General features: G+C 63.0%; 18 protein-coding genes. 7 read left to right on the top strand and 11 right to left on the bottom strand.

The genetic code is table 11. The features are described 5' to 3' along the window. The first annotated feature begins 2 nt into the window (after positions 1–2). On the top strand, positions 3–788 hold the full coding sequence (fhuF, locus tag QWJ46_RS23385) for a siderophore-iron reductase FhuF (protein ID WP_302754152.1): 786 nt from the start codon (positions 3–5) through the stop codon (positions 786–788). A 1-nt stretch (position 789) separates the two neighbouring features. On the opposite strand, the gene QWJ46_RS23390 is transcribed toward fhuF, so the two are convergent. Continuing rightward, the gene (locus QWJ46_RS23390) at positions 790–1,692 is read right to left on the bottom strand and encodes an AraC family transcriptional regulator (RefSeq protein WP_302754153.1); all 903 of its coding nucleotides are present in this window, start codon (positions 1,690–1,692) and stop codon (positions 790–792) included. A 95-nt stretch (positions 1,693–1,787) separates the two neighbouring features. Between QWJ46_RS23390 and QWJ46_RS23395 the strand changes: the two genes are divergently transcribed. Beyond that, positions 1,788–2,537 carry an SDR family oxidoreductase gene (locus QWJ46_RS23395; RefSeq protein WP_184459182.1) on the top strand — a complete coding sequence of 250 codons (750 nt, stop codon included), beginning with the start codon at positions 1,788–1,790 and terminating at the stop codon, positions 2,535–2,537. A gap of 14 nt (positions 2,538–2,551) precedes the next feature. On the opposite strand, the gene fhuB is transcribed toward QWJ46_RS23395, so the two are convergent. The 3 genes from fhuB to QWJ46_RS23410 are packed head-to-tail and all read right to left on the bottom strand — an operon-like array spanning position 2,552 to position 5,870. After that, a complete protein-coding gene (gene fhuB / locus QWJ46_RS23400; RefSeq protein ID WP_302754154.1) occupies positions 2,552–4,516 on the bottom strand; it encodes a Fe(3+)-hydroxamate ABC transporter permease FhuB in 1,965 nt (654 codons plus the stop codon). Continuing rightward, positions 4,516–5,346 (bottom strand): iron-siderophore ABC transporter substrate-binding protein, encoded by an 831-nt coding sequence (locus tag QWJ46_RS23405; RefSeq protein ID WP_302754215.1) that lies wholly within the window; start codon positions 5,344–5,346, stop codon positions 4,516–4,518. Before QWJ46_RS23405 ends, fhuB begins: the two co-directional genes overlap by 1 nt. A gap of 32 nt (positions 5,347–5,378) precedes the next feature. After that, the gene (locus QWJ46_RS23410) at positions 5,379–5,870 is read right to left on the bottom strand and encodes a GNAT family N-acetyltransferase (protein WP_302754155.1); all 492 of its coding nucleotides are present in this window, start codon (positions 5,868–5,870) and stop codon (positions 5,379–5,381) included. A 164-nt stretch (positions 5,871–6,034) separates the two neighbouring features. Here QWJ46_RS23410 and QWJ46_RS23415 point away from each other — a divergent pair, with 164 nt between their 5' ends. Next, entirely contained in the window at positions 6,035–6,691 is a 657-nt protein-coding gene (locus QWJ46_RS23415) for a sigma-70 family RNA polymerase sigma factor (RefSeq protein ID WP_302754156.1), read from the top strand. On the opposite strand, the gene QWJ46_RS23420 is transcribed toward QWJ46_RS23415, so the two are convergent. Genes QWJ46_RS23420 through QWJ46_RS23430 form a run of 3 tightly spaced genes read right to left on the bottom strand, consistent with a single transcriptional unit; the run spans position 6,582 to position 10,181 of the window. Continuing rightward, complete coding sequence (locus QWJ46_RS23420; RefSeq protein WP_302754157.1) at positions 6,582–7,769, bottom strand: PLP-dependent transferase; 1,188 nt, start codon at positions 7,767–7,769, stop codon at positions 6,582–6,584. The two genes, QWJ46_RS23415 and QWJ46_RS23420, sit on opposite strands and share 110 nt — an antisense overlap. Before the next feature lie 10 nt (positions 7,770–7,779). Continuing rightward, the gene (locus tag QWJ46_RS23425; protein ID WP_302754158.1) at positions 7,780–9,198 is read right to left on the bottom strand and encodes an MATE family efflux transporter; all 1,419 of its coding nucleotides are present in this window, start codon (positions 9,196–9,198) and stop codon (positions 7,780–7,782) included. Further along, positions 9,195–10,181: a GNAT family N-acetyltransferase gene (locus QWJ46_RS23430; RefSeq protein ID WP_302754159.1), complete on the bottom strand. Its 987-nt coding sequence runs from the start codon at positions 10,179–10,181 to the stop codon at positions 9,195–9,197. The genes QWJ46_RS23425 and QWJ46_RS23430 overlap by 4 nt, the downstream gene beginning before the upstream one ends. A gap of 192 nt (positions 10,182–10,373) precedes the next feature. On the opposite strand from QWJ46_RS23430, the gene QWJ46_RS23435 reads away from it, so the two are divergent. The 3 genes from QWJ46_RS23435 to QWJ46_RS23445 are packed head-to-tail and all read left to right on the top strand — an operon-like array spanning position 10,374 to position 15,961. Next, on the top strand, positions 10,374–10,592 hold the full coding sequence (locus QWJ46_RS23435; RefSeq protein WP_302754160.1) for an MbtH family NRPS accessory protein: 219 nt from the start codon (positions 10,374–10,376) through the stop codon (positions 10,590–10,592). Between the two features lie 18 nt (positions 10,593–10,610). Continuing rightward, complete coding sequence (locus QWJ46_RS23440) at positions 10,611–14,606, top strand: amino acid adenylation domain-containing protein (protein WP_302754161.1); 3,996 nt, start codon at positions 10,611–10,613, stop codon at positions 14,604–14,606. Continuing rightward, positions 14,603–15,961, top strand: coding sequence for a lysine N(6)-hydroxylase/L-ornithine N(5)-oxygenase family protein (locus QWJ46_RS23445; RefSeq protein ID WP_302754162.1), 1,359 nt, complete (start codon positions 14,603–14,605; stop codon positions 15,959–15,961). Before QWJ46_RS23440 ends, QWJ46_RS23445 begins: the two co-directional genes overlap by 4 nt. Here QWJ46_RS23445 and QWJ46_RS23450 read toward each other — a convergent pair. From QWJ46_RS23450 to QWJ46_RS23465, 4 genes are all read right to left on the bottom strand, one after another. Beyond that, on the bottom strand, positions 15,934–16,653 hold the full coding sequence (locus tag QWJ46_RS23450) for a 4'-phosphopantetheinyl transferase superfamily protein (protein WP_302754163.1): 720 nt from the start codon (positions 16,651–16,653) through the stop codon (positions 15,934–15,936). The genes QWJ46_RS23445 and QWJ46_RS23450 overlap by 28 nt on opposite strands. 69 nt (positions 16,654–16,722) lie before the next feature. After that, positions 16,723–17,520 (bottom strand): ABC transporter ATP-binding protein, encoded by a 798-nt coding sequence (locus tag QWJ46_RS23455; protein WP_302754164.1) that lies wholly within the window; start codon positions 17,518–17,520, stop codon positions 16,723–16,725. Between the two features lie 11 nt (positions 17,521–17,531). Then, positions 17,532–18,425, bottom strand: a complete 894-nt coding sequence (gene ntrB, locus QWJ46_RS23460; protein WP_302754165.1) for a nitrate ABC transporter permease — start codon at positions 18,423–18,425, stop codon at positions 17,532–17,534. Positions 18,426–18,481: 56 nt separating this feature from the next. Next, positions 18,482–19,795 (bottom strand): CmpA/NrtA family ABC transporter substrate-binding protein, encoded by a 1,314-nt coding sequence (locus QWJ46_RS23465; protein WP_302754166.1) that lies wholly within the window; start codon positions 19,793–19,795, stop codon positions 18,482–18,484. Between the two features lie 697 nt (positions 19,796–20,492). On the opposite strand from QWJ46_RS23465, the gene QWJ46_RS23470 reads away from it, so the two are divergent. Then, positions 20,493–22,370, top strand: coding sequence for a methyl-accepting chemotaxis protein (locus tag QWJ46_RS23470; protein WP_302754167.1), 1,878 nt, complete (start codon positions 20,493–20,495; stop codon positions 22,368–22,370). Positions 22,371–22,585: the final 215 nt, after the last annotated feature.

A 22,585-nucleotide genomic window follows, 5' to 3' on the forward strand; every position in this document is an offset into this window, starting at 1 on the left:
GCATGGCGGTGAAGATGAACGGGGCGTCAGAGCGTCCTTTGATCGCCGATCATTCTATCGCCCGCCAGGCCATTGACCTCGATGGCCTGGTCGGCGATGGCCCGTTCTCCTATTGCCGCGGCAAGCTGCTCAGTGCTCACTCACGGCCGGGCCTGTTCGTTCCCTGCAGCGATCTCGGTGAGCGCGACGTCTTTGACGAGATCATCGCCCGCTATGGCCAGAAGTTCCCCGGCAGTGATCGCCGCGCGATCGTGTCCATGTGGACGCTCTATTATTTCAGCATGCTGACGATCGCGCCGAGCGTCCATATGTTCGTCAACCGCATCGCGCTGCCGATGGAGATCGGCCGGCTCTCGCTCGTCTGCAACGAACTGACAGGCGAGCCGGAAGCGTTCGTGATGTTCGGCAGTCCCGAGCCGACGACCGATCCGGCCGGCGAGCTTCATCGGCTGATGCTCGGCCACGCCGAGCCCGTCATCGCCGCGATCGCCGCCAATGCAGGTGTCGCGCCGAAGCTTCTCTGGAACAATGTCGCGACCTATCTCTCTTGGATTCTGAAAGAGATCGCCCATCGCCAGGAGCCCGCACTCGTCGAAGGCGGCATGGCGCTGCTCGAAGAGCCGAACTGGCCGGGCGGCGCGCGCAATCCGATGTTCGGCATGATCCGCATTGCGCGTCAGCAATGCGGACTCGAATTCGCCCGCCGCAAAGTCTGTTGCCTGCGCTATAATCTGCCCGGCGTCGGCGGTTGCGGTGAAGCCTGCCCGTTGCCGGACGGGCGGCATTGAATCAGACGGTTCTTGCCTGCTCGGCATATCGAGACGGCGGCAATCCGACAAAGCGGGTAAATGCCGTGCTAAACGCACTTGCGGAGCCATAGCCGACGCGCTCGGCGATTTCCTGAATTCCGATCTCGTCGTGCCTCAGCAGATTTTTGGCCAGCGCCATGCGCCACGATATCAGATATTCCATCGGCGCCAGGCCCACAGCACGGCGGAAGCGATTGAAAAACGCAGACCGCGATAGCGCCGCCTCGCCGGCAAGCTGCTCCACCGTCCATTCCCGGGCGGGGTTTTCATGCAGCCGACGAATGGCGAGCGAGAGGCGTGCATCGCTCAAGCCCCGCAGGATTCCGAGCGGCGCTTTGTCCCCCGCATTCGAGCGCAGCGCCTCGACAAGCAGCACTTCCAACAATCGAGCCAGGATCATGTTCTTTCCCGGCCGCTCGGCGCGGGCTTCGTCCGTGACGAGCTGAACGATCGCCGAAAGTCTGCTGTCGCCGCGGATATGGATGATCCGCGGCAGCAGAGAGACCAGCAAGGCCGCATCGGGCGAGCCGAAGGCGAAATGGCCGACAAGCAATCGTGCACTGGGGACGCTTTCGGGGTCGCCGTGCCGGGTTTCGTCGGCGAGCATCGTGACGGTGAGAGGATCGATGCCGGGCGATAATCCGTCGTCGAGGCTCGACATCGTGAAGGAATGGGCCGCCGGGATCAGGATGAAGTCACCTTCGCGCAGAATGATCTGAACGTCCTCGGCGCTCAGCCGCGAAGAACCCTCCACGACGACGCAGTAGAAAGGCTGGCCTGTCTCCTGGCGCTTAACGCGCCACGTCCCTGCTCCGCTGACGAGTTTTGAATGGCGCGCAACTGGCTGAAGCAGCGTGACCATATCCGCCAAAGGGTCGCTCATCGATACTCCTGATAATGAAACAAGGACTACGCATGATATTCAGTAGCGGTATCGCCGTCTACATCTATAGCCGTCAGCATAGATAGGAGACAGATATGAAGACCGTTCTCGTTACAGGATGCTCATCAGGCTTTGGATTGGAAATTGCCAGGTTCTTTCTCGCGCAGGGCTGGAAGGTGATCGCCACCATGCGCACGCCGCGCCAAGACCTTCTGCCGCCTTCGGACAATCTTGCGATCGTTGCTTTGGATGTCACCAGTCCTGGAAGCATCCGCGCTGCGGTTGACGCCGCAGGTCCTGTCGATGTGCTGGTAAACAACGCCGGCATCGGCTGGCTCAACGCGGTTGAGGGAACGCCGATGGAGATCGCTCGCGATATTTTTGAGACGAACACGCTTGGAACGATCGCGATGACGCAGGCGGTTCTGCCGCAGATGCGGGAGCGCCAGGAAGGGGTCGTCGTCAACGTCACGTCAACCGTGACGCTCAAGCCGCTTCCGCTCCTCTCGGTCTATACGGCCAGCAAAGCCGCGGTGAACGCTTTTACCGAATCTGCCGCGCTCGAGCTCGAGCCCTTCAATGTGCGTGTGAGAATCGTTCTCCCGGGGCGGGCGCCGGAGACGCGGTTCGGCGATACGGCGCGCTCACGGATTCAACAACAGGGCGGTTTCCCGGAAGCCTATTCGTCGGTCGTCGCTGACGTGTTCGCGTCCTGGGAGCAGCAGTCGGAAACTGCCTTGACACAGGTCGTCGACGTGGCCGAGGCGGTATGGCGTGCGGCGACCGACCCTTCCTCTCCGTTGCGCATCCCGGCAGGAGCAGATGCCGTGGCATTGGCGGGATAGGAGGCGGCGGCTTCTTAAGGCCGCCGGCGCAGAACGATCAGCAGCATCGGGGCTCCGACCAGAGCCGAGATCAAGCCGGCTGGCACCTGATAGGGGAAGGCGACCATGCGGCCGGCCCAGTCGGCGATGACGAGCAGGGCCGCGCCGATGAGGGTGGCGGCGAGGAGCTGGGTGGAGGGGCGGCGAAGGCCGAGGCCTTGGGCGAGGTGCGGCGCCATCAGGCCGATGAAGCTCAAGGGGCCGACGACCAGTGTCGCGGCTGCCGTCATGATCGCAGAGAGCCCGAACAGCGCCGCGCGGGTGGGGACGATCCTGAGGCCGAGTTCGCTCGCTGCCTCCGGCCCGAGTTGCAGCAGCGCAAGCCACCGGCTGGCGAGAAAGGCCGCGATGAGGCACGCAAGCGCAATCGAGAGGGCGCTTGCGGCAACGGCATTGTCGACGAGATAGGTCGAGCCCGCCATCCAGCGGATGAGCGCGAGGCCACGGGGATCGCCGCTTGCGGCAAGGACGCCGATCCCGGCATCGAGCATCGCGCCGAAGGCGATGCCGGCGAGCAGCACGCGGTTCGGGCCGAAGCCGGAACGGACGCTCAACAGGAAGATCAGCAGCAGCACGGCAAGCGCTCCGCCGCCGGCAAAGGCAAGCTGGACGGTGAGTCCCGGCGCCGCAAAGGCGAACATGGCAGCCGCGACACCGAGCGTTGCTCCGGCCGATACGCCGAGCACCTCGGGGCTTGCCATTTCGTTTCCGGTCAGTCGCTGCAGGATCAGCCCTGTCACGCCGAGCACGGTTCCGGCGCCGAACGCCGCGGCGACCCGCGGCAGGCGAAGGGGGAGGATGTCGTCCCATGAGGCGGCCGGCAGCCAGGCCCAGGCGCCGTCGGGTGCGCGGCCGAAGAAGATCGCGGTTATTGCCAATGCGACGACCGAGGCGAGCAGCAGGACAAGCGATGCCGTTTTGCTGCTGACCGCGAGCCCTGGCGAGGCCATGGCGGGCAACGTGCGCGAGGCTGTCGCAAGGCGTGGCAGAAGCGCAATCAGAATCGGCCCGCCGAGCAGTGCCGTCACCGCGCCCGTCGGCACGAAATCGCCGGGAGCAAGAAGCTTGATGGCCTCGTCCGTCAGGAGGAGAAGGCCGGCGCCGGCGATGGGCGACCAGATCAATTGGCTGAGGATGCGCCTGGCGCCGGCCAGCCGGACGATCTGCGGGGCGACCAGCCCGATGAAGCCGATGACGCCGACGGCGCTGGTGACGAGGGCGCTCAGCGCAATCGCGATCGCCAGGATGAAGCCCCGCGCCCATTTGATCGGCAGGCCGAGGCTGGTTGCGCCGGCATCGCCGAGCTGGCTCAGCGCCAGCGGCCGCGTGGCGAGAAGGGCAAGGGCGGCGAGCAGCGCCACCTTCGGCAGCAGCGACAGCGGGATCGCCCAGCTTTGCTGCGAGAGCGAGCCGGCGCCCCAGATGAAGATCCCTGAGAGATATTGATCGTTCATCAGAATGAGGATCGCCGCCGCCGCGCCGCACCAGAGGCCGATGATCATGCCCGACAGGATGAGGGAAAAGGGCGAAAAGCCGTGCCGGGCGCTGATCGAAAAGATGGCGAAGGCAGCAGCGGCACTTCCCGTCAGCGCGACCGCGTCTCGGCCCCATCCCGCCAGTGAGGGAAAGGTGAGCATGGCGGAAACCAGCGCCAGATTGGCGCCCGCCGAGACGCCGAGCGTCGTCGGCGACACCAGCGGATTGCGTAACACCTGCTGCAGGATAGTTCCCGACAGCGCGAGGGCGGCACCCGTGATCAGCGCCGTCGCCATGCGCGGCAGCGTGGAATAGAGAAGCAGAAGGTGCTGAGCGTCGTAACCGCCGGTCGCCTCCAGATGCGGCAGCGCCGGCAGGAGATCGAGGACGGCGAGGCTCAGGCCTGAAAACAGCAGCAGCGCCGCAAGTGCCGGCGCGCCGAAGCGGGAATATTGAGGCTTCATCAGGCCGCAGTCTCCAGAACATCGACCATCAGGGTCGAAAAGCGTAGCGCCTCCTGGACCATTCCGAACATCAGGACGCCTGGAACGACCGAGATTCGCTGCCGCCGGACGAAGGGGAGGCTGGTCCAGAGCGGGCTTTCTGAAAGCCGGGTCAGGACATCGGGCGGAAGCAGCGGCGACACGACGACGAGGTGCGCCTCTTCGTCGAGTTCGGCGAGCTGCTCCAGGCCGATCGTCTGAAATCCCCAGTAGCTGGCCTCGCCCTTCCAGGCATTCTCCAGGCCGATGCGTCTCATCGCGCCGCCGTAAAGTCCGGGGCCGCCATAGATGCGCGCATGCCTCTGGTCGATGAAGTTGATGACGGCGACAGGCGGTGCGGACAGGATTTTCACCCGCTCGCGCAACCGGTCGAACGTCTCATTGGCGCGGGCGAAAAATGCTTCCGCTTGCCGCTGTCGCCCGATCATGGCGCCGAGACGCCGCGTTTCGGCATAGGAGCGGTCGAGCGCATCGCCGTTCTCGGCATAGACGGTGAAGGTCGCGACAGGCGCGATGCGGGACAGCTTTTCATCCAGCGCGGCCAGGAAAGGCGTGCTGAGGATGAGCGATGGCCGGAGGCTGGTGAGGACCTCGAGATTGATCTCCGACGTGGTGCCGACATCGACGACGCCTGGCGGCATGGACGGCTCGACAACCCATTCCGGCCAGTTCCGCAGCGAGGCGATCGCACGCGGCACGCTGCCGAGAGCCAGCATCGTCGATGCCAATCCATAATCGAGCGAAACGACACCGCTGTCGCCCGCGCGCGCAATTGTGGGCGCGCCCGCCATCGCCAGCGCGCCCAGAAGAAAGTCCCGTCGTCTCAAAGCGCGGTCTCGCTCGGCTGTTGCCCGGCGAGCGGCTTGACCATGAAGAGGCACGGATGATCCTCATGCCAGAGCTTGGCAAACACCTCCGCTCTGACGAAGCCGTTCCGGTCATAGAAGCGCCGCGTCGCCTCGAATTGCGGTTCGTCGCGGCCGCGCGGCGCGAGCGTCTTGACCGTCAGCAGCCGGGCGCCCGATTGATGGGCGAAACGTTCGGCCGCATCAACGAGATGCCGTCCGGCGCCGTGGCCGTGATATTCGGGGCGGGTCGCGATCAGCGCGATCTCGACGGCGCCGGGCAAATGTGGCTTCAGCGCGATCATGGCGGTGACGACATCCGCTTCGACGTAGCCGAACACCGGCAGATCTTCGACCGCCTCTGCGCTCGCCTCGATGACCTCGGGTTCCGAAAACCAGTCAGGCAAGGCCCCCATGATCGATCGGCAGAGCTCCGCCTTGCCCGTCAGGATCTCAACTGTCCGTCCCATTTTTTTCTCGTCTCCGGTCGGCCGATTTAAACTTGACTCTTGTTATCACCTTAAATTAGACACTGCAATCACATCGTGTACCTTTGTTCAAAAAGGAGCACCGAGGCCGAACCGACCAGCAACGACAGAGCCTGATTTTCCATTTGTAAAAAAGGTACAGGGCAATGCGAGCATCGCATCGTGATGTGAACGGAAATGCGGTTGTCAACGCGATGATCGAAAACAAGGACAAACTCCTGAAAACGATCGAAAGCGTTGTCAAATCAAGGTCATATTCTGAGGATATATTTCAGGATGGTGTCATCAAGGCTTACGGGGTGAACGTCGAAGGCATTCGTTGCCCGATCGGTTACGCCTTCCGGATGGTTTATAACCTCGCGCTTGACGAGAGCCGCCGGAGGCGTCAGCAGATGAACAACTATAGGTCGATAGATCAGGTGCAGGAGATCACGGCGCCGATCCCCACGGTGCTCGATCAGCTCGTAGCGGCCGAGACGCTGCGCGACGTACTTGCCTCGCTCGAGAGGTTACCGAAGCGGACCAATGACGCCTTCATCCGCCACCGCCTGAACGGCGTGCCGCAGAAGGATATTGCGGCCGAACTCGGCGTCTCGAGGACGCTCGTCAATTTCATGATCAAGGCGGCGGAGCAGCATTGCCATTCGGCGGTCACCGAACCCGCCAGCCCCGATCATGAATCTCGTCGGGATCCTACCGTCTCGCGGCGTGCAGCGCCTGCTGCAAATCGTTCCACAGCAGTTCCGGTTCTTCCAGCCCAACGGCGAAACGTATCGTCTGTTCGCTCACGCCGAACCGGATGAAGGTGGTCATCCGGTCGGGGATCTGCAGCGCGACCTTGGCGGGAACCACAAGGGTTTCCGGGCCTCCCCAGCTGACGCCGAGGCGGATCTCGCGCAGCGCGTTGACGAACCGCGCGACATCGATGTCGGGCGTGAGGTCGAAGGCGAAGAGCCCGGCATAACCCGACAGCGTCGCCCGGCCCGGATGGTCCTGAAAGGCCGGGTGGCGAACGCGGGCGATGTCGGGATGCTGTTTCAGCCGGTCGGCGAGCAGAAGCCCGCTGCGCTCGTGCTCCTTCAGCCGGACGCGCAGCGTGCGCATGCCGCGGAGCAGGAGCCACGCCTCGAACGGCGAGAGCTTGGCGCCGACATAGGGATAGGAGGTCGCGTTGATCTTGGCGATCGCCTCCTTCGTACCGACGACGACGCCGGCGACCGTATCGCTGTGGCCGCCAAGATATTTCGAGGCGGCGTGAATGACGATATCGACGCCGTGCTGGATCGGCTTCTGGAAGAGCGGTGTCGCCCAGCTATTGTCGATGATCGTCATGACACCGGCCTCTTTCGCCATGGCCGCGAGCGCCACGATGTCCTGAAGCTCGAAGATGAAGGACGACGGGTTTTCGAGATAGAGCAGCTTGGCGCCCGGCAGCGCCTTGCGCACCTCGTCATGATCGGAGGGATCGACGAAATCCACGGTGACGCCGAGCCTGCCGAGCAGCTTCACGAGAAGGCGGTAGACGTCATTATAGAGGTGGCGGACGGCGACGACACGGTCGCCCGCTTCCACGAGGCTGAGAATGGTCGAGGTAATGGCGGCCGTTCCGCTCGAAAAGGCGCGTCCATCTTCGGCCCCCTCAAGACGGGCGACCAGCAGCTCGAATTCGCGGACGGTGGGATTGTCGCCGCGTGAATAGATGAAGTTGCGCGTCCGGCCGGCGAAGACATCCTCCATTGCCTCGTAGCTGTCATAGGTGAAGAGCGAGGTCTGGAAGATCGGCGGCGAGACGGCGTTGAAGGCCGTGGGATCGACGGGCGTGAAGAGATCGTCGGCGGCCGCATGGGCGCCAAGGTCGCGGGGGCTGAACGACTGGTTCATGATAATCCTCTCATGGGCAAAAGCTGGGATGGGGACGGAGGGCGGTCAGATCGCTAACCGAGCGCTGCCGGAGCGCGGCGAGCGATCTTGCCAGGCAGACGCATGACAGCAGGCCGGTGAGCGCCGAGGCCAGGAACATGGCGGCGAGCAGGCCGGAGAATCCGAAGAAGGGCGGCAGCAGCGCAAGCAGCGGAAACAGAAGATACCCGTTCTGCGCCAGGCCGACGGCAAGCGCGGCTTTCGGCTTGCCCTGCGCCTGGAAGAGGATCAGCACGGTTTGCCGGAGGCCGAACAGCAGGAAGGGAAGATGGGTTGCGACGATCGCCTGGCCGGCGATCGTAAGCACGGCGGCTTCGTCGGTGAAGAACGCGGCGAGGCGCTCGGAAAAAACGATCGCTGCCAGCCCGTAGACGCCGCCGACCGCGCTCGTGACCACGGAAAGCATGCGGGCTGCCGCCAGCACTCGCGATATATCCCCGCGGCCCCAGGCAAAGCTCAGGATGGACTGCGCCCCGAGCGAAATGCCGATGACCGGCAATGCACTGACCGCAAGCAGCCGCAAGGCGATGCCGACGCCGGCGATGCCGTCCTCACCGTGATAGGTGCCGGCGACCGACAGCATTGCTGCAATCGCGCCCGCCGTCGCAAGGCTCGTCAGCGTCGTCGGGGCGCCCACAGCAAGCACCGACTTGAGATGCCTGATATCGGCGAACCGCCAGGAGAATGTCAGCCGGATCGTCCCGAGCCGTCTTGCGTGATAGGCGCCGTAGATCGAGAGCGCCACGAGCTGCGAGAGGATGGTTGCCATGGCCACGCCCTGCAGGCCGAGACCGAAGCCGAAGATCATGATCGGGTCGAGGATGATGTTCAGCGCGAAGCAGGCGACCAGCGTCCACATGCTGAAGCGGGCATTGCCCTCGGCGATCGCCAGGAAATCGAAAATGATCTGCGCCATCGTCAGCGGTATCGAGACCGCGATGATGAGGAGATAATGCTGCGCGAGCGGCTCGATCGCTGATGTGGCGCCAAACAGCAGCACCGAGGGAAAGGCGACGATCGCAGCCGCGCTCGCCGCGCCGAAGACGATGCCGGCGGCAAGGCTGACCGAGGCAAGGATGCTCGCTCTCGACCGGTTGCCGGCGCCGAGCGCGCGCCCGACCTCCGTCGCGACACCGACGCCGATGCCTTCGCCGAAAGCGGCGACGAGCATGAGGACCGGCAGCACGATCATGATCGCGGCGATCTGATCTTCGCCGATCATGCCGACGAAGATCATGTTGATCGTGTGATGCGCGGCGTTGATCGACAGGCCGAACATGGCGGGCAGGCCGAGCCGCAGCAGCAGCCGGAACAGCTGCGGGCTGGCAAGATCCTCCGGTGCGAGCCGCCGCTTCCGCAGGCTGCCGCTGATCTCGCTCATGTCGTTCATGATGCGGGCACCCAGAGATGATCGCCGAAGAAGCGCTCGCGGCTCAGCATGACGAGCAGCGCCCGCTTATGCGGAAAATCGAAATGCTTGACCTTGGCGAAGCCCGAGCGGTCGAGATTGCGGATCTGCTGCTCGTGGCTGGCGCGCGGCTCGCCGACGATGCGCTGCGTGCGGGGATCGTCGAGGAAGATGAAATGCATCAGCGAGGGAAGCCAGGCGCTGATCCATTTCTTGCCGCGATAATCCGGCTCGCCGATCGCCACATGCCAGCCGCGATCGTAATCGTCGGCATCGTAGAACGGACCGAGCCGGTTCTCCTTGGCCCAGTAGACCTCGAAATAGCCGAAGGGGATATCGGCGAAACTGCCGATCAGCGGCAGCACATGCGGATCGGCGATCCTCTCCTCCAGGATCTGCCGGTGCTTGTCGATCGAGCCCGCATCCTCCCAGATCGTGTTGACCTGCTCGTCGTTCATCCAGCGGTGAAAGGCCGCAAGATCGGTCTCGGGATCGGCCATCCTGAAGCTGATGTCCCGCTCCAGCCAGGGGATGAAGCGCTGGTAGACCGTGCCCTTCGGCTTTGCCGGCCGGCGCGGATGATAACTGCCCGCAGTCATCTGCTGCACCGGCGGGAGCGGATAGGTTAGCTGCGGCAGCCACAGCGACGGCCATTGCCACAGAATCGCGGAATCGAGCTTTCCTGCGCTTAAAATATGTCTTGGAAGACTTGCCTGATGGCCTTCGAAAGCGACCGATTTGATCGAACGATCCTGCGCCGTCACCGCTTCGGCGGCCGCCATGAGAAGCTCTGCCGATTGCACGGGATTTCCCTCGTAGAAGGTCAGCGAAGCGATGCCGGCTTCGACTTCGAGGGCGACTTCGTGATTCCCGTGCACGGTGTTGAGATGGACGATATTGGGAGCAAGCCTGACATAGCTGCGCGCCTGCAGAACCCGCCTTTGTTTGGCGGCGTCGAAATCCATGATGTTCTCCTTGATCGGCAGGGCTTGATGCTGCGAGCATGAAGTCTGCTCCTGCGCTGATTTGGTAGAATGACGATCCATCCCTGGGCGGATTTAGGGGTAAACGAAGAAAAAAATTCTCAGCAATTTTCTAAACTCCAGCAGGGGGGATCCGTCATTTGCGCATGACGTCAATCTCTGCAGGAGCTTCGAATGGACAATCTTGAGCCCCGCGACGATCTCTGGATCGTCGTCCACGACACCGAGCATCACTACTCGGTCTGGCCGCAGGACAAGCGGATTCCGGTGAGCTGGCAGGCGGCGGGCTTTGCCGGTTCGCGCCAGGAATGCCTCGCCCATATCCGCGCCGTCTGGGCCGATCCGCGCCCGCTCTCCCTACGCTTGGCCATGTCAGCCGATGCGCGTCTCTGAAAACGTCTGGATGGCAAGATGAACAAGCAGATTACCAATTTCGCCGATGCCCGCCCGACCGATGCGGCTATGGATACCGTGTTCGAGAGTTTTCCGCTGACGATCGCGCAGAAGCGCATCTGGTCGCTGGAGCAGATCGGCAATTACACCGTCTTTCCCGATCAGGTTATCGGGCTGCGGTTGAGTGCCGCGATCGACGTCGAGACGATTGCCGGCGCCTGCCGGGCGCTCGTGGCGCAGAATCCCTCACTCGCCTCCCGTTTCCGCCGGCTGGCGGGCGGCCGGATCGAGCAATATCGCGGCGCATCGAACGCGGTGCCGATCGAGATTCTCGGCAAGGACGGCGCGGCCGTTTTCGAGCCGGATGCCTTGGCCGCACGGAAAGCCTTCCGCGACAAGCGCTTCGATCTCCTGCAAGGCCCCGGTGCGCGCTTCCAGATCATCCGGCTTGCCGACGGGCAATCGCTGCTGACGCTCGTGCTGCATCCGATCATCTGCGACGACCGCGAAAAATCCGTTCTCGCCGGCTCGCTGGCCCGCATTCTCGATGGTGAACCCGCCGGCGACATGCAGCCAGTGGAAATCGCCGCCGGAACACGGGAGGCCGATTGGCTGGAGACGGATGAGGCGCGCGAAGCACTTGCCTATTGGCGCGACGCGATCGGCCTCGACTATGTGGCCACGACCTTCCCCACCCGCTTCAACAGCGGCGGGCTGGCAGGCGTGGCGCGCGCCGAGCATCGGTTTTCGATCGAGCCCGATCTCTGGGGCAGAATCGAACGGCATGCGAGGGGGAAGGGCGTTCAGATCGAGCGCGTGCTTCATGCCGCCTTCTGCGCTCTGCTGGCACGCTACAGCGGCAACTATGCCCTGCTGACCGGCCTTCTCGTCGCGCGGCCGCGCAGCGAACATCTCGCCGGCCGCGGCCGCGCCGAACAGGTTCTTCCCCTCGTGCTTTCGCTGACATCCAGGCATTCTCTCGATGATGTCGTCGCGGCGATCTCGTCGATGACGCAGGAGGGGCTTGCCCGCCTCGTGCCGCTGGAGCGCATCACGCAGGAACTGGTCGTCGACGAGGCCGCCGCCCAGGAGGCCGTGGTCAAGGCCTTGTTCGAATTCCGCGAGCCTTATCCGGTCCCGAGGCAGGCGGCGAACCAGGAGCCGTCAGGCGCACGTGCCGACAGCGAGCTTTCCCTGGTGATCGAGGCGCGTGCCGATGGTGCCGCATACGGGCTGATCGACTATGTCGGGGATCTCTATGATGGCGCCTTGATCGCGCGTGTCTCCAGGCATTTTTGCCTGGTGCTTGAGCAGATCGTCGCGAAGCCGGATCTCAGGATCAAGGATATCGAGCTCATGGGCAGCGACGAGCTCGACTGGCTGTCGGCGCCCTATGAGGATGACGTCGTCAACGACGACAGGCCGGTGCATGAGCTGATCTCGGCCCATTCGCGCCGCACGCCCGACAAAACAGCGATCGTTTATGGCGACGAGGAGTGGAGCCATGGCTGGCTGGAGGCGAGCACCAACCGCCTCGGCCATCGGCTGCGGCAGCTCGGCGTTCGCGCCGAAGTGACGGTCGCGATCTTCATCAAGCGCTCGCCGGAGGCGATCGTCGGCATCCTCGCGACCCTGAAGGCCGGCGGCGCCTATATTCCGGTTGAGCCCGACCATCCTCCAGTGCGCAACCATCACATCCTGCGCGATGGCGGCGTCAAGATCGTGCTCACCCATAGCTGGCTGCGCCACCGCCTGCCGGAAGAGCTCGACGCGACCGTCCTCGAACTCGACAAGCTCGATCTCGACGGCGAGCCGGATACGCCGCTCTATGTTCCCACGCACAAGGACCAGCTCGCCTATGTCATGTACACCTCGGGCTCGACGGGATTGCCGAAGGGTGTCGCCGTCGAGCACGGGCCGCTGACGCACCATCTGCAGAATACCTCGCGCGTCTATGGCATGAGCTCGGAATCCCGCGAGCTGCCCTTCCTGCCCTTCAGTTCGGATGGCGGCCATGAGCGCTGGATGAACCCGTTGATGGAAGGCGGCAGCATCATCCTTCCCGACCAGCCGCTGTGGACGCCGGAGGAGACGCTGACGGCGATGCGCAAGCATGGCGCCAACAATGCGAGCATTCCCACAACCTATCTGCAGCAGCTGGCGGAATGGGCCGATATCACCGACGGCGCACCGCCGATGCGCCTCTATTCCTTCGGCGGCGAAGGGTTGGCGCAATCGACCTTCGATCTTCTGTCGCGGGCGCTGAAATCGGAGTGGCTCATCAACGGCTATGGTCCCACGGAAACGATCATGACGCCGATGGTCTGGAAGGTGAGGGCCGGCACCAAGTTCCAGGGCGTCTATGCGCCGCTCGGCCGCGCTGTCGGGCTCAGGCGCGTCTATGTGCTCGATCCCGACCTCAATCTGTGCCCGATCGGCGTAACCGGCGAGCTCTATATCGGCGGCGAGGGCATTGCGCGCGGCTATCTCCGCAAAGCAGATACGACCGCCGACCGTTTCATTCCCGACCCGTTCTCGAAGAACGGCGGCCGGCTCTATCGCTCCGGCGACCTGACGCGTTGGCGCGAGGACGGCACCGTCGAATTCGTCGGCCGCGTCGACCATCAGGTCAAGCTGCGCGGATACCGCATCGAGCTCGGCGAGATCGAGGCAGCGCTGCTCCAGCAGCCCTGTGTCGGCGAAGCCCTGGTCGTGCTGCGCGATGACGATGCCGGCGGCGAAAAGGCGCTGGTCGCCTATGTCGTGCCGAAGAAGGACGAGAGGCTTGATGTCGAGACGGTGCGCGCCGGCCTCGAACGCAGCCTGCCATCCTACATGGTGCCGGCCGCTGTCGTCGAACTCGAGAAGATGCCGACCAATCCGAACAGCAAGCTCGACCGCTTCGCGCTGCCCGCACCTCAGCCGGTCAAACGCGCCATCGTCGAGCCGGCGACCGCGCTGGAAGAAGAAGTGCTGGATGTCTGGCGCCAGGTTCTCAAGCTGGAAGCGATCAGCGTCGAGGATAATTTCTTCGCCATCGGCGGCAATTCGCTGGGCGCGATCCGCATCCTCACGCAGCTCAGGCAGCGCCGGCCGAAGGTTCCGCTGACTGTCGCCGATATCTTCAACAACCCGACCATCCGCGCCTTTGCCGGCGTGATGGAGCAGGGGGAGGAGCGCGATCTCTCCGAGGTGATCGTGCTGCGCGCCTCCGGCGCCAAGCCGCGGCTCTATTGCTTCCCGGGGCTTCTCGTCAGCACCCGCGAATATGTGAAGCTCGTCGATTATCTCGGCGCCGACCAGCCGGCGACCGGCTTCATTTGCCACTCGCTGTCCGAGAAGAAGGAGGTCGGCGCGCTGGTCGAAGAGATCATCGAGAGCTATGTCGATTATATCAGGAAACACAGCAGCGGCGCGCCCTGCACTTTCCTCGGCTGGTCCTGGGGCGGGCTTCTGGCTTACGAGGCTGCCCGCACGCTTGCCAACGAGGTCGACGTCCGGATGATGGCGATGGTCGATGTCTGCGACCTCGGATCGGAATTCGCGATCGGCGCCGCGCCGCGCTTCCGGCCGGGCGAGCGCGACGCGCTTCACCGGGACGTGCAGGCATGGCTGCAAAAGACGGCGATGCGCCCCGAATGGGACCGGCTGCTGTCGACGATGGACGCCGATACCTATGAGCAGTTCCTGCGCTTCGTCGGCGACGAGAAGGATCCGCTTCCGACCGATGGGCCCGATATTAGCAGCCGCGAACATACGTTCTGGGTGCTGATCGACAATGCCCTGATCTTCCGCAAGCATCGGCTTGTTCCCCACGATGTGCCGATCTATCCCTGGGCGGCCGACGACAGCCTCAACCGCGGCCTCAACCTGATCGATTGGCGCCGCCTGTCGCCGCGGGCGCATGCGGCCGAAATCATCACCGGCACCAACCATCTGCACATGATCGGGTCTCCCGCCTTCCATTCAAGGCTTGCCCTGCGTCTCAAGGAAACAGAGAAGGATAACGCATGACCGTCGCTTTTACCCGCAGGGATGCCTTCGACGAGCCGCTCGATCTTGCCGGCATCGGCATCGGTCCCTCCAATCTGAGCCTTGCCTGCCTGCTGGAATCCGTGCCCGAGGTCCGCAGCCGCTTCTTCGAGCGGCGCGGCGCGTTCGACTGGCATCCCGGCATGATGATGCCCGGCGTCGAGCTGCAATCATCCTTCCTGAAGGACCTCGTCACGCCGGTTCTGCCGACGAGCCGCTGGTCCTTCGTCTCCTATCTGGTGGCGCACAAGAGGCTCTACGCCTTCCTGAACGCGAACTACGACGCCGTTCCCCGCAAGGAATTCGCGCGCTATCTCGCCTGGGTCGCCAACGGCGTCGACGGCTTGCGCTACGCAACTGACATCCGCGACGTGGAGCACCGCGACGACCATTTCGTCCTGCGCTTCGACAACGGCCAGGAAGAAGCGAAGAACCTGGTGATCGGCACGGGGTCTTCGCCCTTCGTGCCGGATTGGGCGAAACCCTTCCTTGGGCCAGATTGCTTCCACAACAGCGAGGCCAAGTCGCGCCTCAACGATCTTCGCGCCGCCCGCATCGTCGTGGTCGGCGGCGGCCAGAGCGGCGGCGAGGTGGTCGAAGCGCTGCTTGGGGATGCCAGCTCGATGAAGGAGCTGACCTGGATCAGCCGGCGCCACAATTTCGAGCCGATCAACGACACGCCGTTTTCGAACCAGGTCTTCTCGCCGGAATATGTGCAGGCCTATCTGAAGCTCAGCGGCGAGCAGAAGCAGGCGGCGCTGAAGAACTCGATCCTGACCAGCGACGGCCTGTCGATCTCGACGATCCACTCGATCTACCGCCGCCTCTACGCGCTGCGCTACCTCGATCAGAGCACGCTGAACGCATCCCTGTCGCCGAACCGCGATGTGATCCAGATGGAGCGGAACGGCAATGCCTATCGGCTGATCGTCCGCAACCATTTCGACGGCGGGATCGAGGTGCTGCATGCCGATGCGGTGGTGCTGGCAACCGGCTACAGGTTCCGTTTGCCGGATGCGCTCGGCTCGCTCAGCGAAAGGATCAGCCTCGACAGAAACGGCTATCCCACCCTGAACGACGACTACACGATGCAGTGGACAGGGCCGAGGACCAACCGGCTGTTTGCCCAGAATGCCGGCCGATACTCGCACGGCATCGCCGATTCTCAGCTCAGCCTCATGGCCTGGCGCAGCGCCGCCATCGTCAACACGCTTCTTGGCCGGCAGCATTTCGATGCCGAGCCCGACAATGCGCAACTGGTCTGGGCGACGGAGGCCGCTTCCGCCATGCCGCATCAGCTCCGGGCCGGCTATGGGGACGGCATGCTCTCGTCCTGAAACGTCAGGACACGAATGCCGGGCGCGACGGATCGGCAGCGGACGGCCAGCGCGACGACGTGCTGGCTGCCGCTTTCGAGCAGACGGTGATGCCATTGCCGCTCGGGTTCCCCGCTCTGAACCAGGACCGGGATGCCGTCCTGCCAGGAAAAGGCGACGCTGCGGGGATCCCGGCGCAAGCCCACCCCGAGCGCCTTGAGATGGCTCTCCTTGACCGTCCAAAGGGCAACGGCCGCACGCGGCCGTTCGCCCGCAGGCATTTGATCGAGCCAGCGCCGTTCGTCCAGACTGCAATAGCTCTCCAGCGCCGCCGCTTCGATTTCGGCATCGGCGCGTTCGCAGTCGGTCCCGAGGCGCTCGCATTCTGAAGTGATCGCGACCGCCACCAGCCCGTCGGCATTGGAAAGGTTGAACTGCAGCCTGTCGCGGCCCTCGACCGTCAGCTTGCCGTACGCATCCGCCAGCAATACGATCTTGTCAGGCTGCGTTTCGGTATGCGCACTCAGCAGTTGCCGCAGCAGATAGCGGCCGGCAATGAACGAGGTCCGGTCGCGTTCGAAGCGATAGGTCGCGGCGCGCTCCCGCTCATTCGGTGAAAGCGCCCGCAGCCAGCGCTCCCCATCGCTCCCGTTCTTCGGATATTGCCAGAGCACGACATCGATGGCGGCCGGCTGGTTGTCTGATTGCTGCATGCGGCCAGTATGCGTACCGCTGCCCGATTGGCAATCGGGCAGCGGGTTATGTCCGCAATCGCCGCGGGTCTATTCCGCGGCTTCGATGAAGCGGTGGCGTTCGTAGAGGAACTTCAGCACGGCTTCGCGGCATTTGAGATATGTCCTGTCGGAGGCGAGTTCGATGCGGTTGCGGGGGCGCGGCATGGTCACATCGAGCACTTCGCCGATGCGGGCCGCCGGGCCGTTGGTCATCATCACGATGCGGTCGGAGAGCAGCACCGCTTCATCGACATCATGGGTAATCATCACCATCGTGTTGCCGAGCCGGGCGTGGATTTCCATCACCGCATCCTGAAGATGGGCGCGCGTCAGCGCGTCGAGCGCGCCGAAGGGCTCATCGAGCAGCAGGATCTTCGGCTCCATGGCAAGCGCGCGGGCAATGCCGACGCGCTGCTTCATGCCGCCCGATATTTCCGCGGGCCGCTTGTCCCTGGCATGCGCCATCTGCACGAGGTCGAGATTGGCCATGACCCAGTCGTCCCGCTCGGCCTTGGTCTTCGTTCGGCCGAAAACCTTGGAGACGGCGAGGTTCACATTCTCATAGACCGTCAGCCAGGGCAGAAGCGAATGGTTCTGAAAGACGACGGCGCGTTCCGGACCCGGTTCGTTGACCTCGCGATTTTCCAGGAGCACGGCGCCTGAAGACACCGGGGTCAGGCCGGCGATGAGATTGAGCAATGTGGACTTGCCGCAGCCGGAATGGCCGATGATCGAGACGAATTCGCCCTCGGATATCGTCAGGTTGATATCCTTCAGGACTTCGGCGCGCACGCCGCCGCGATCGAAATGCTTGTCGATATGATCGAGCTTGAGATAGGCGTTCATCAGGATGGTCCTCAATTGGCCATGGCGCCGCGGGTGACGAGTTTGCCGAGCGCGGCCACCAGCTTGTCGAGAACGAAACCGACGATGCCGATATAGGCGAGCGCGACGATGATGTCGGGAAGGCGCGAGGAGTTCCATGCGTCCCAGATGAAGAAGCCGATGCCGACGCCGCCGGTCAGCATTTCGGCCGCGACGATGGCGAGCCAGGACAGGCCGACGCCGATCCTGAGGCCGGTGAAGATGTAAGGGGCTGCCGACGGCAGCATGATCTTCCAGAAAAATTCGAGCTGGTTGAGCCGCAGCACCTCGGCGACGTTGCGATAATCCTGCGGAATATTGCGGACGCCGACGGCAGTATTGATGATCACAGGCCAGATCGAGGTGATGAAGATGACGAAGATCGCCGAAGGATTGGAATCCTGGAAGGCAGCCAGCGACAGCGGCAGCCAGGCGAGCGGCGGCACCGTGCGCAGCACCTGGAAGATCGGATCGAGGCCGCGCATCGCCCAGACCGACTGGCCGATGATCGCTCCGATAATGATGCCGGCGACGGCGGCAAGGCCGAAGCCGTAAGCGACGCGCTGCAGCGAGACCAGCACCCGCCAGCCGAGCCCGATATCCTGGGAGCCGTAGTTGAAGAACGGGTAGGCGATGAGATCGTAGCTATCCTGCCAGACCTGGTGCGGCGAAGGCAGAGAAGCGTCCGCCGATGAACAGAGCGCCTGCCAGAGGAGGAGGACGAGCGCCAGCACGACGGCCGGTGGAACGACATTTTGGAGTGCGGTCAGCGCCGCACGGCGAAGATCGATCCGCGAGCCTTGCTTGCCGGAGAATGACAGAACCTTCGCCGCCGGCTTGGCGGAGGCCACGATCGAGGGAGTTTCTTTATTTGCCAGGGCGGACATCAGCGCGCTCCTCACGGGAATGGAAGGCCGGCGCGCCGCGCGCGCCGGAGGCGGGATCAGGAGACGGCCTTGATCGACAGGCTGTCGAGATAGGCGGAGGGATTTTCAGGATCGAAGACCTTGCCGTCGAAGAAGGTCTCCTTGCCGCGCGACGAGGAAGCGGGAATGTCGGCTGCGGCGACACCCAGATCCTTGGCGGCCTCGCGCCAGATGTCCTCGCGGTTCACCTGGTTGACCAGCGCCTTGATGTCGGTTGTACCGGGCAGATTTCCCCAGCGGACATTTTCCGTCATGAACCAGGTGTCGTGGCTCTTGAACGGGTAGGAGGCGCCGTCCTTCCAGAATTTCATATAGAGGTCGGTGGCCTTGGCCTCGCGGCCGTTGCCGTAGTTGATGTCGCCCCTGAGGCGGCCGAGCACGTCCTTGGTCGGAACGTTGAACCATTGGCGCTTGCCGAGGATCTCGGCCATCTCGGCCTTGTTATCCATGCTTTCGCACCATTGCTGCGCCTCCATGACGGCCATCAGCAGGGCCTTGGCGGCATTCGGGTTCTTTTCGATCCAGTCGGCGCGCATCCCAAGCGCCTTTTCGGGATGCCCCTTCCAGAGCTCGCCGGTGGTCGCCGCGGTGAAGCCGATGCCCTGGTTGACGAGCTGCTCGTTCCACGGCTCGCCGACACAGAAGACGTCCATATTGCCGACCTTCATGTTGGCGACCATCTGCGGCGGCGGCACGACGATGGTCGAAACGTCCTTGTTCGGATCGATACCGCCGGCGGCGAGCCAGTAGCGGATCCAGAGGTCGTGGGTGCCGCCCGGGAAGGTCATGGCGGCCTTGACCTCCTTGCCCTCCGCCTTCTTTCTCTCGAAGGCGGCTTTCAGTTTGGAAGCATCGAGCTGCACGCCGGTTTCGGCATATTCCTTGGCGACCGAGATGCCCTGGCTGTCGAGATTGAGCCGGGCAAGGATCGCCATCGGCACCGGCTTGTTGTTCTGCGTCACCTTGCCTGTCTGCATGAGGTAGGGAAGCGGCGAGAGGATGTGGGCACCATCGATGCCGTTGGCTGCGCCGCCGAGCACCAGATTGTCGCGCGTCGCGCCCCAGGAGGCCTGCTTGGCGACATCGGTTTCCGGCAGGCCATGCTTGTCGAAAAGGCCTTTTTCCTTGGCGATGATCAACGGCGCGGAGTCTGTCAGGGCAATAAAGCCGAGCTTGACGCCCTTCACTTCAGGACCCGTCCCGGCTGCAAAGGCGCCGGAGGGAAAGGCAGTCTTGACGGCGCCGATCAGGGCGGCTGCCGCAGTCGTCTTGAGCATGCTGCGGCGGGTGATGCCGGTTGTCGAAATGCCAGTCGTCGAAATCTTTTTCATCTGCAGGTTCCCCTCTGCTTGCTGAGTTCGGACGCAAAAAAACGCCGCCGGCATCTGCGTTCGGAATGGGAGATCCCGCACAGCAGAAACCTTGCGACGTCGGTGTCGAAGTCGGCGCCTATGCCGCGCCTCTCTGCTCAGTCGCCGTTGACTGGGCGTTTGGGGACTTGCAACCAGCGTGCCAATTCTAAGGAAGGCGAGTAACTGCAGGCAGCAAAACAAGAAAATCGGAAATTTGGGAGATGATGATTTATTGGGCACTTGTAGAATATGGTCATGATTTGTGCGAGTGCGAATGCGGAGCGCACGTGCGAAGCGCCATATTTGTGCAGTGCACATAACTTGGCCACACCTAATTAGGTGGTTCGACCCCATGGGAGGCTGCACGCTCACTTTTATCGGCCGAAGGCATCAAACGGGGCGGTTGCGTTCCAATGCTCTCAATCTGACGAATCGCGACGCAGTGGGAGCCTGAAGGCGTCCCATTGCGCTGATTTTCGCGCCCGGAAAAGTCGTAATTCTTGTTATTTTCCAGTAACTTTTAGTGGAGCTGGCTTGAGATTGATCGCGGAAGTAATTGCCGTCACCGGAGATTTCGAAACCCGAACGAATCTCTTGGTTTAGTTAACACTAAATTGTCGAATCCGATGGGAGATTTTGCCTTAACCGGCAGCGACCGTCCCAAGAGGAGACCCGCATGAAACGCCCGAGCATCAAGCAAGCACTCATCCTAAAGCTATCCATCATCAGCATGTTCATACTTGGTCTGTCCTACGTCTCGCTGGACACCATTTCCTCGCTTCGCGCAAATGCTGAGCAGGTCGGTACCTTCTGGGTGCATCGGCTGGTGACAGCGCGTGAAATCAAAGCCAACTTTCTCGATCTGAAACTTGCCCACGCCCGGTATTTGCTCGAAGACGCCGCGGGGAACGACCAAACCGAAAAGCAGGCGATCGCCGCGGCCGCCGCTGGGCTGGAGACGGTTGTCGGCGAATACGAGAAGGGCGTGCGCACAGAGCGCGGGCGCCAGCTGATCAATCAGATAAAGCCCGAACTCGACAAATATCGCGCGTTGGCGGAGCAAATGATCACGCTCGAAGACAGCGGCAAGACAGCTGAGGCAGTCCGGCTTTTCAAGGAGAAGATGGAGCCGCAGGCCGAGCTGGTGAACAACGGGGTAGCGGATCTGGTGGCATTCATTCTTAGCCAGACCGAAGGCTTCGTGGCGGCAAGTGATGCTTCCGCGAAGTCCGCTTTCATGCTGACCGCTGCGATCGCCTCGCTGGCCTTGCTTGTGGCCATCGCGGGTATCGTCTTTGCGATTTCCGGCATTGCCAATCCGATCCGCGATACGGCGTCCGCCATGAAGCGGTTGTCGGCTGGCGATCTCGACAGCGATATTCCTTATGCCGGCCGTGCCGACGAAATCGGCGAAATGGCCGGCGCAGTTGAAGTGTTTCGTCAGAATGCTCTCAACGTTGTCAGGCTCGAGAAGGAGGCTGCCGAATCCCGCAGCGAGAGCGAGGTGGCGCGCGCCGCAGCCCAGCAGCGTGCCGAACGCGAAGCCGAGCAGTTGCGCTTTGCGACCACGACCTTGGGCGAAGGTCTCCGGCGCCTTGCCGCGGGCGATATATCCTTCCAACTCTCGGAACGATTTGCCGCTGAATACGAAGCATTGCGCGACGATTTCAATACTTCGCTGCGGCAATTGGGCACGACGATCGGCGCGGTACTTCAGACGGTGCACAGCATAGACAACGGCACCGGTGAAATAGCATCCGGGGCCCAGGACCTGTCGAAGCGCACGGAACAACAGGCCGCTTCGCTCGAGGAGACAGCAGCCGCGCTGGACGAGATTACCTCGAATGTCGCGATGGCGACGAAACGCACCGAGGAGGCGCGCAACATCTCCGTGGAAGCGAATGTCAGCGCCCAGCGCTCGGCAAGCATTGTGTCGGAGGCAGAGCAGGCTATGCGACGCATCGAGGACAGTTCGCAGCAGATTTCCAACATCATTGGCGTCATCGACGAAATTGCTTTCCAGACGAACCTGCTGGCGCTCAACGCCGGCGTCGAGGCGGCGCGCGCAGGTGAGGCAGGAAAGGGTTTTGCGGTCGTCGCACAGGAAGTCCGCGAGCTCGCCCAGCGTGCCGCGCAGGCGGCCAAGGAAATCAAAGGTCTCATTCAGAAGTCATCGACCGAAGTCGAGCACGGGGTCAAACTTGTTCTCGAAACCGGGACGTCACTGAAATCGATCGGCGAACGCGTTGCCGAGATTAACCGAGCCATGGAGGCGATCGCCACCTCGGCGCGCGAGCAGGCGACCGGGCTTTCCGAAATCAACACCGCCATCAATCACATGGATCAGGCAACTCAGCAGAATGCGGCGATGGTCGAGCAGTCCACGGCCGCCGCCTCTTCACTAGCCTCAGAAGCAAGCCGCCTGCGCGAACTGGTCAATCAGTTCCAGTTGGATGGTGACAGAGGTCCAGTGAATGCCCAGTCCAATACTCGCTCGTTGGAAAGCCGCATGCCGTCGCAAGTGGTCGCTCTGCGGCCCGCGATGCGAAGGTAAACTTGCCGCCGTGGTCAGTCTTGTCAGTTTGAAGGGAAGACTCCCTGATGAGAATAACGGGGCCGCAGCTTCAGGCTGTGCTGCTGTGGACAAAGAGGTTCCGGAGGAAGCTCTTTGACCGCAGCCTGCCCTGGTCCGACGCCGGACATTGCCCGGCATTCGGCGAATTTGGGATCTGCAGCGGTCGGATCACGCCGGCGGGTTGCTCTCGATTA

Origin of the sequence: Rhizobium sp. CBN3 (assembly GCF_030518245.1) — a bacterium.
GTDB lineage: Bacteria > Pseudomonadota > Alphaproteobacteria > Rhizobiales > Rhizobiaceae > Rhizobium > Rhizobium aethiopicum_A.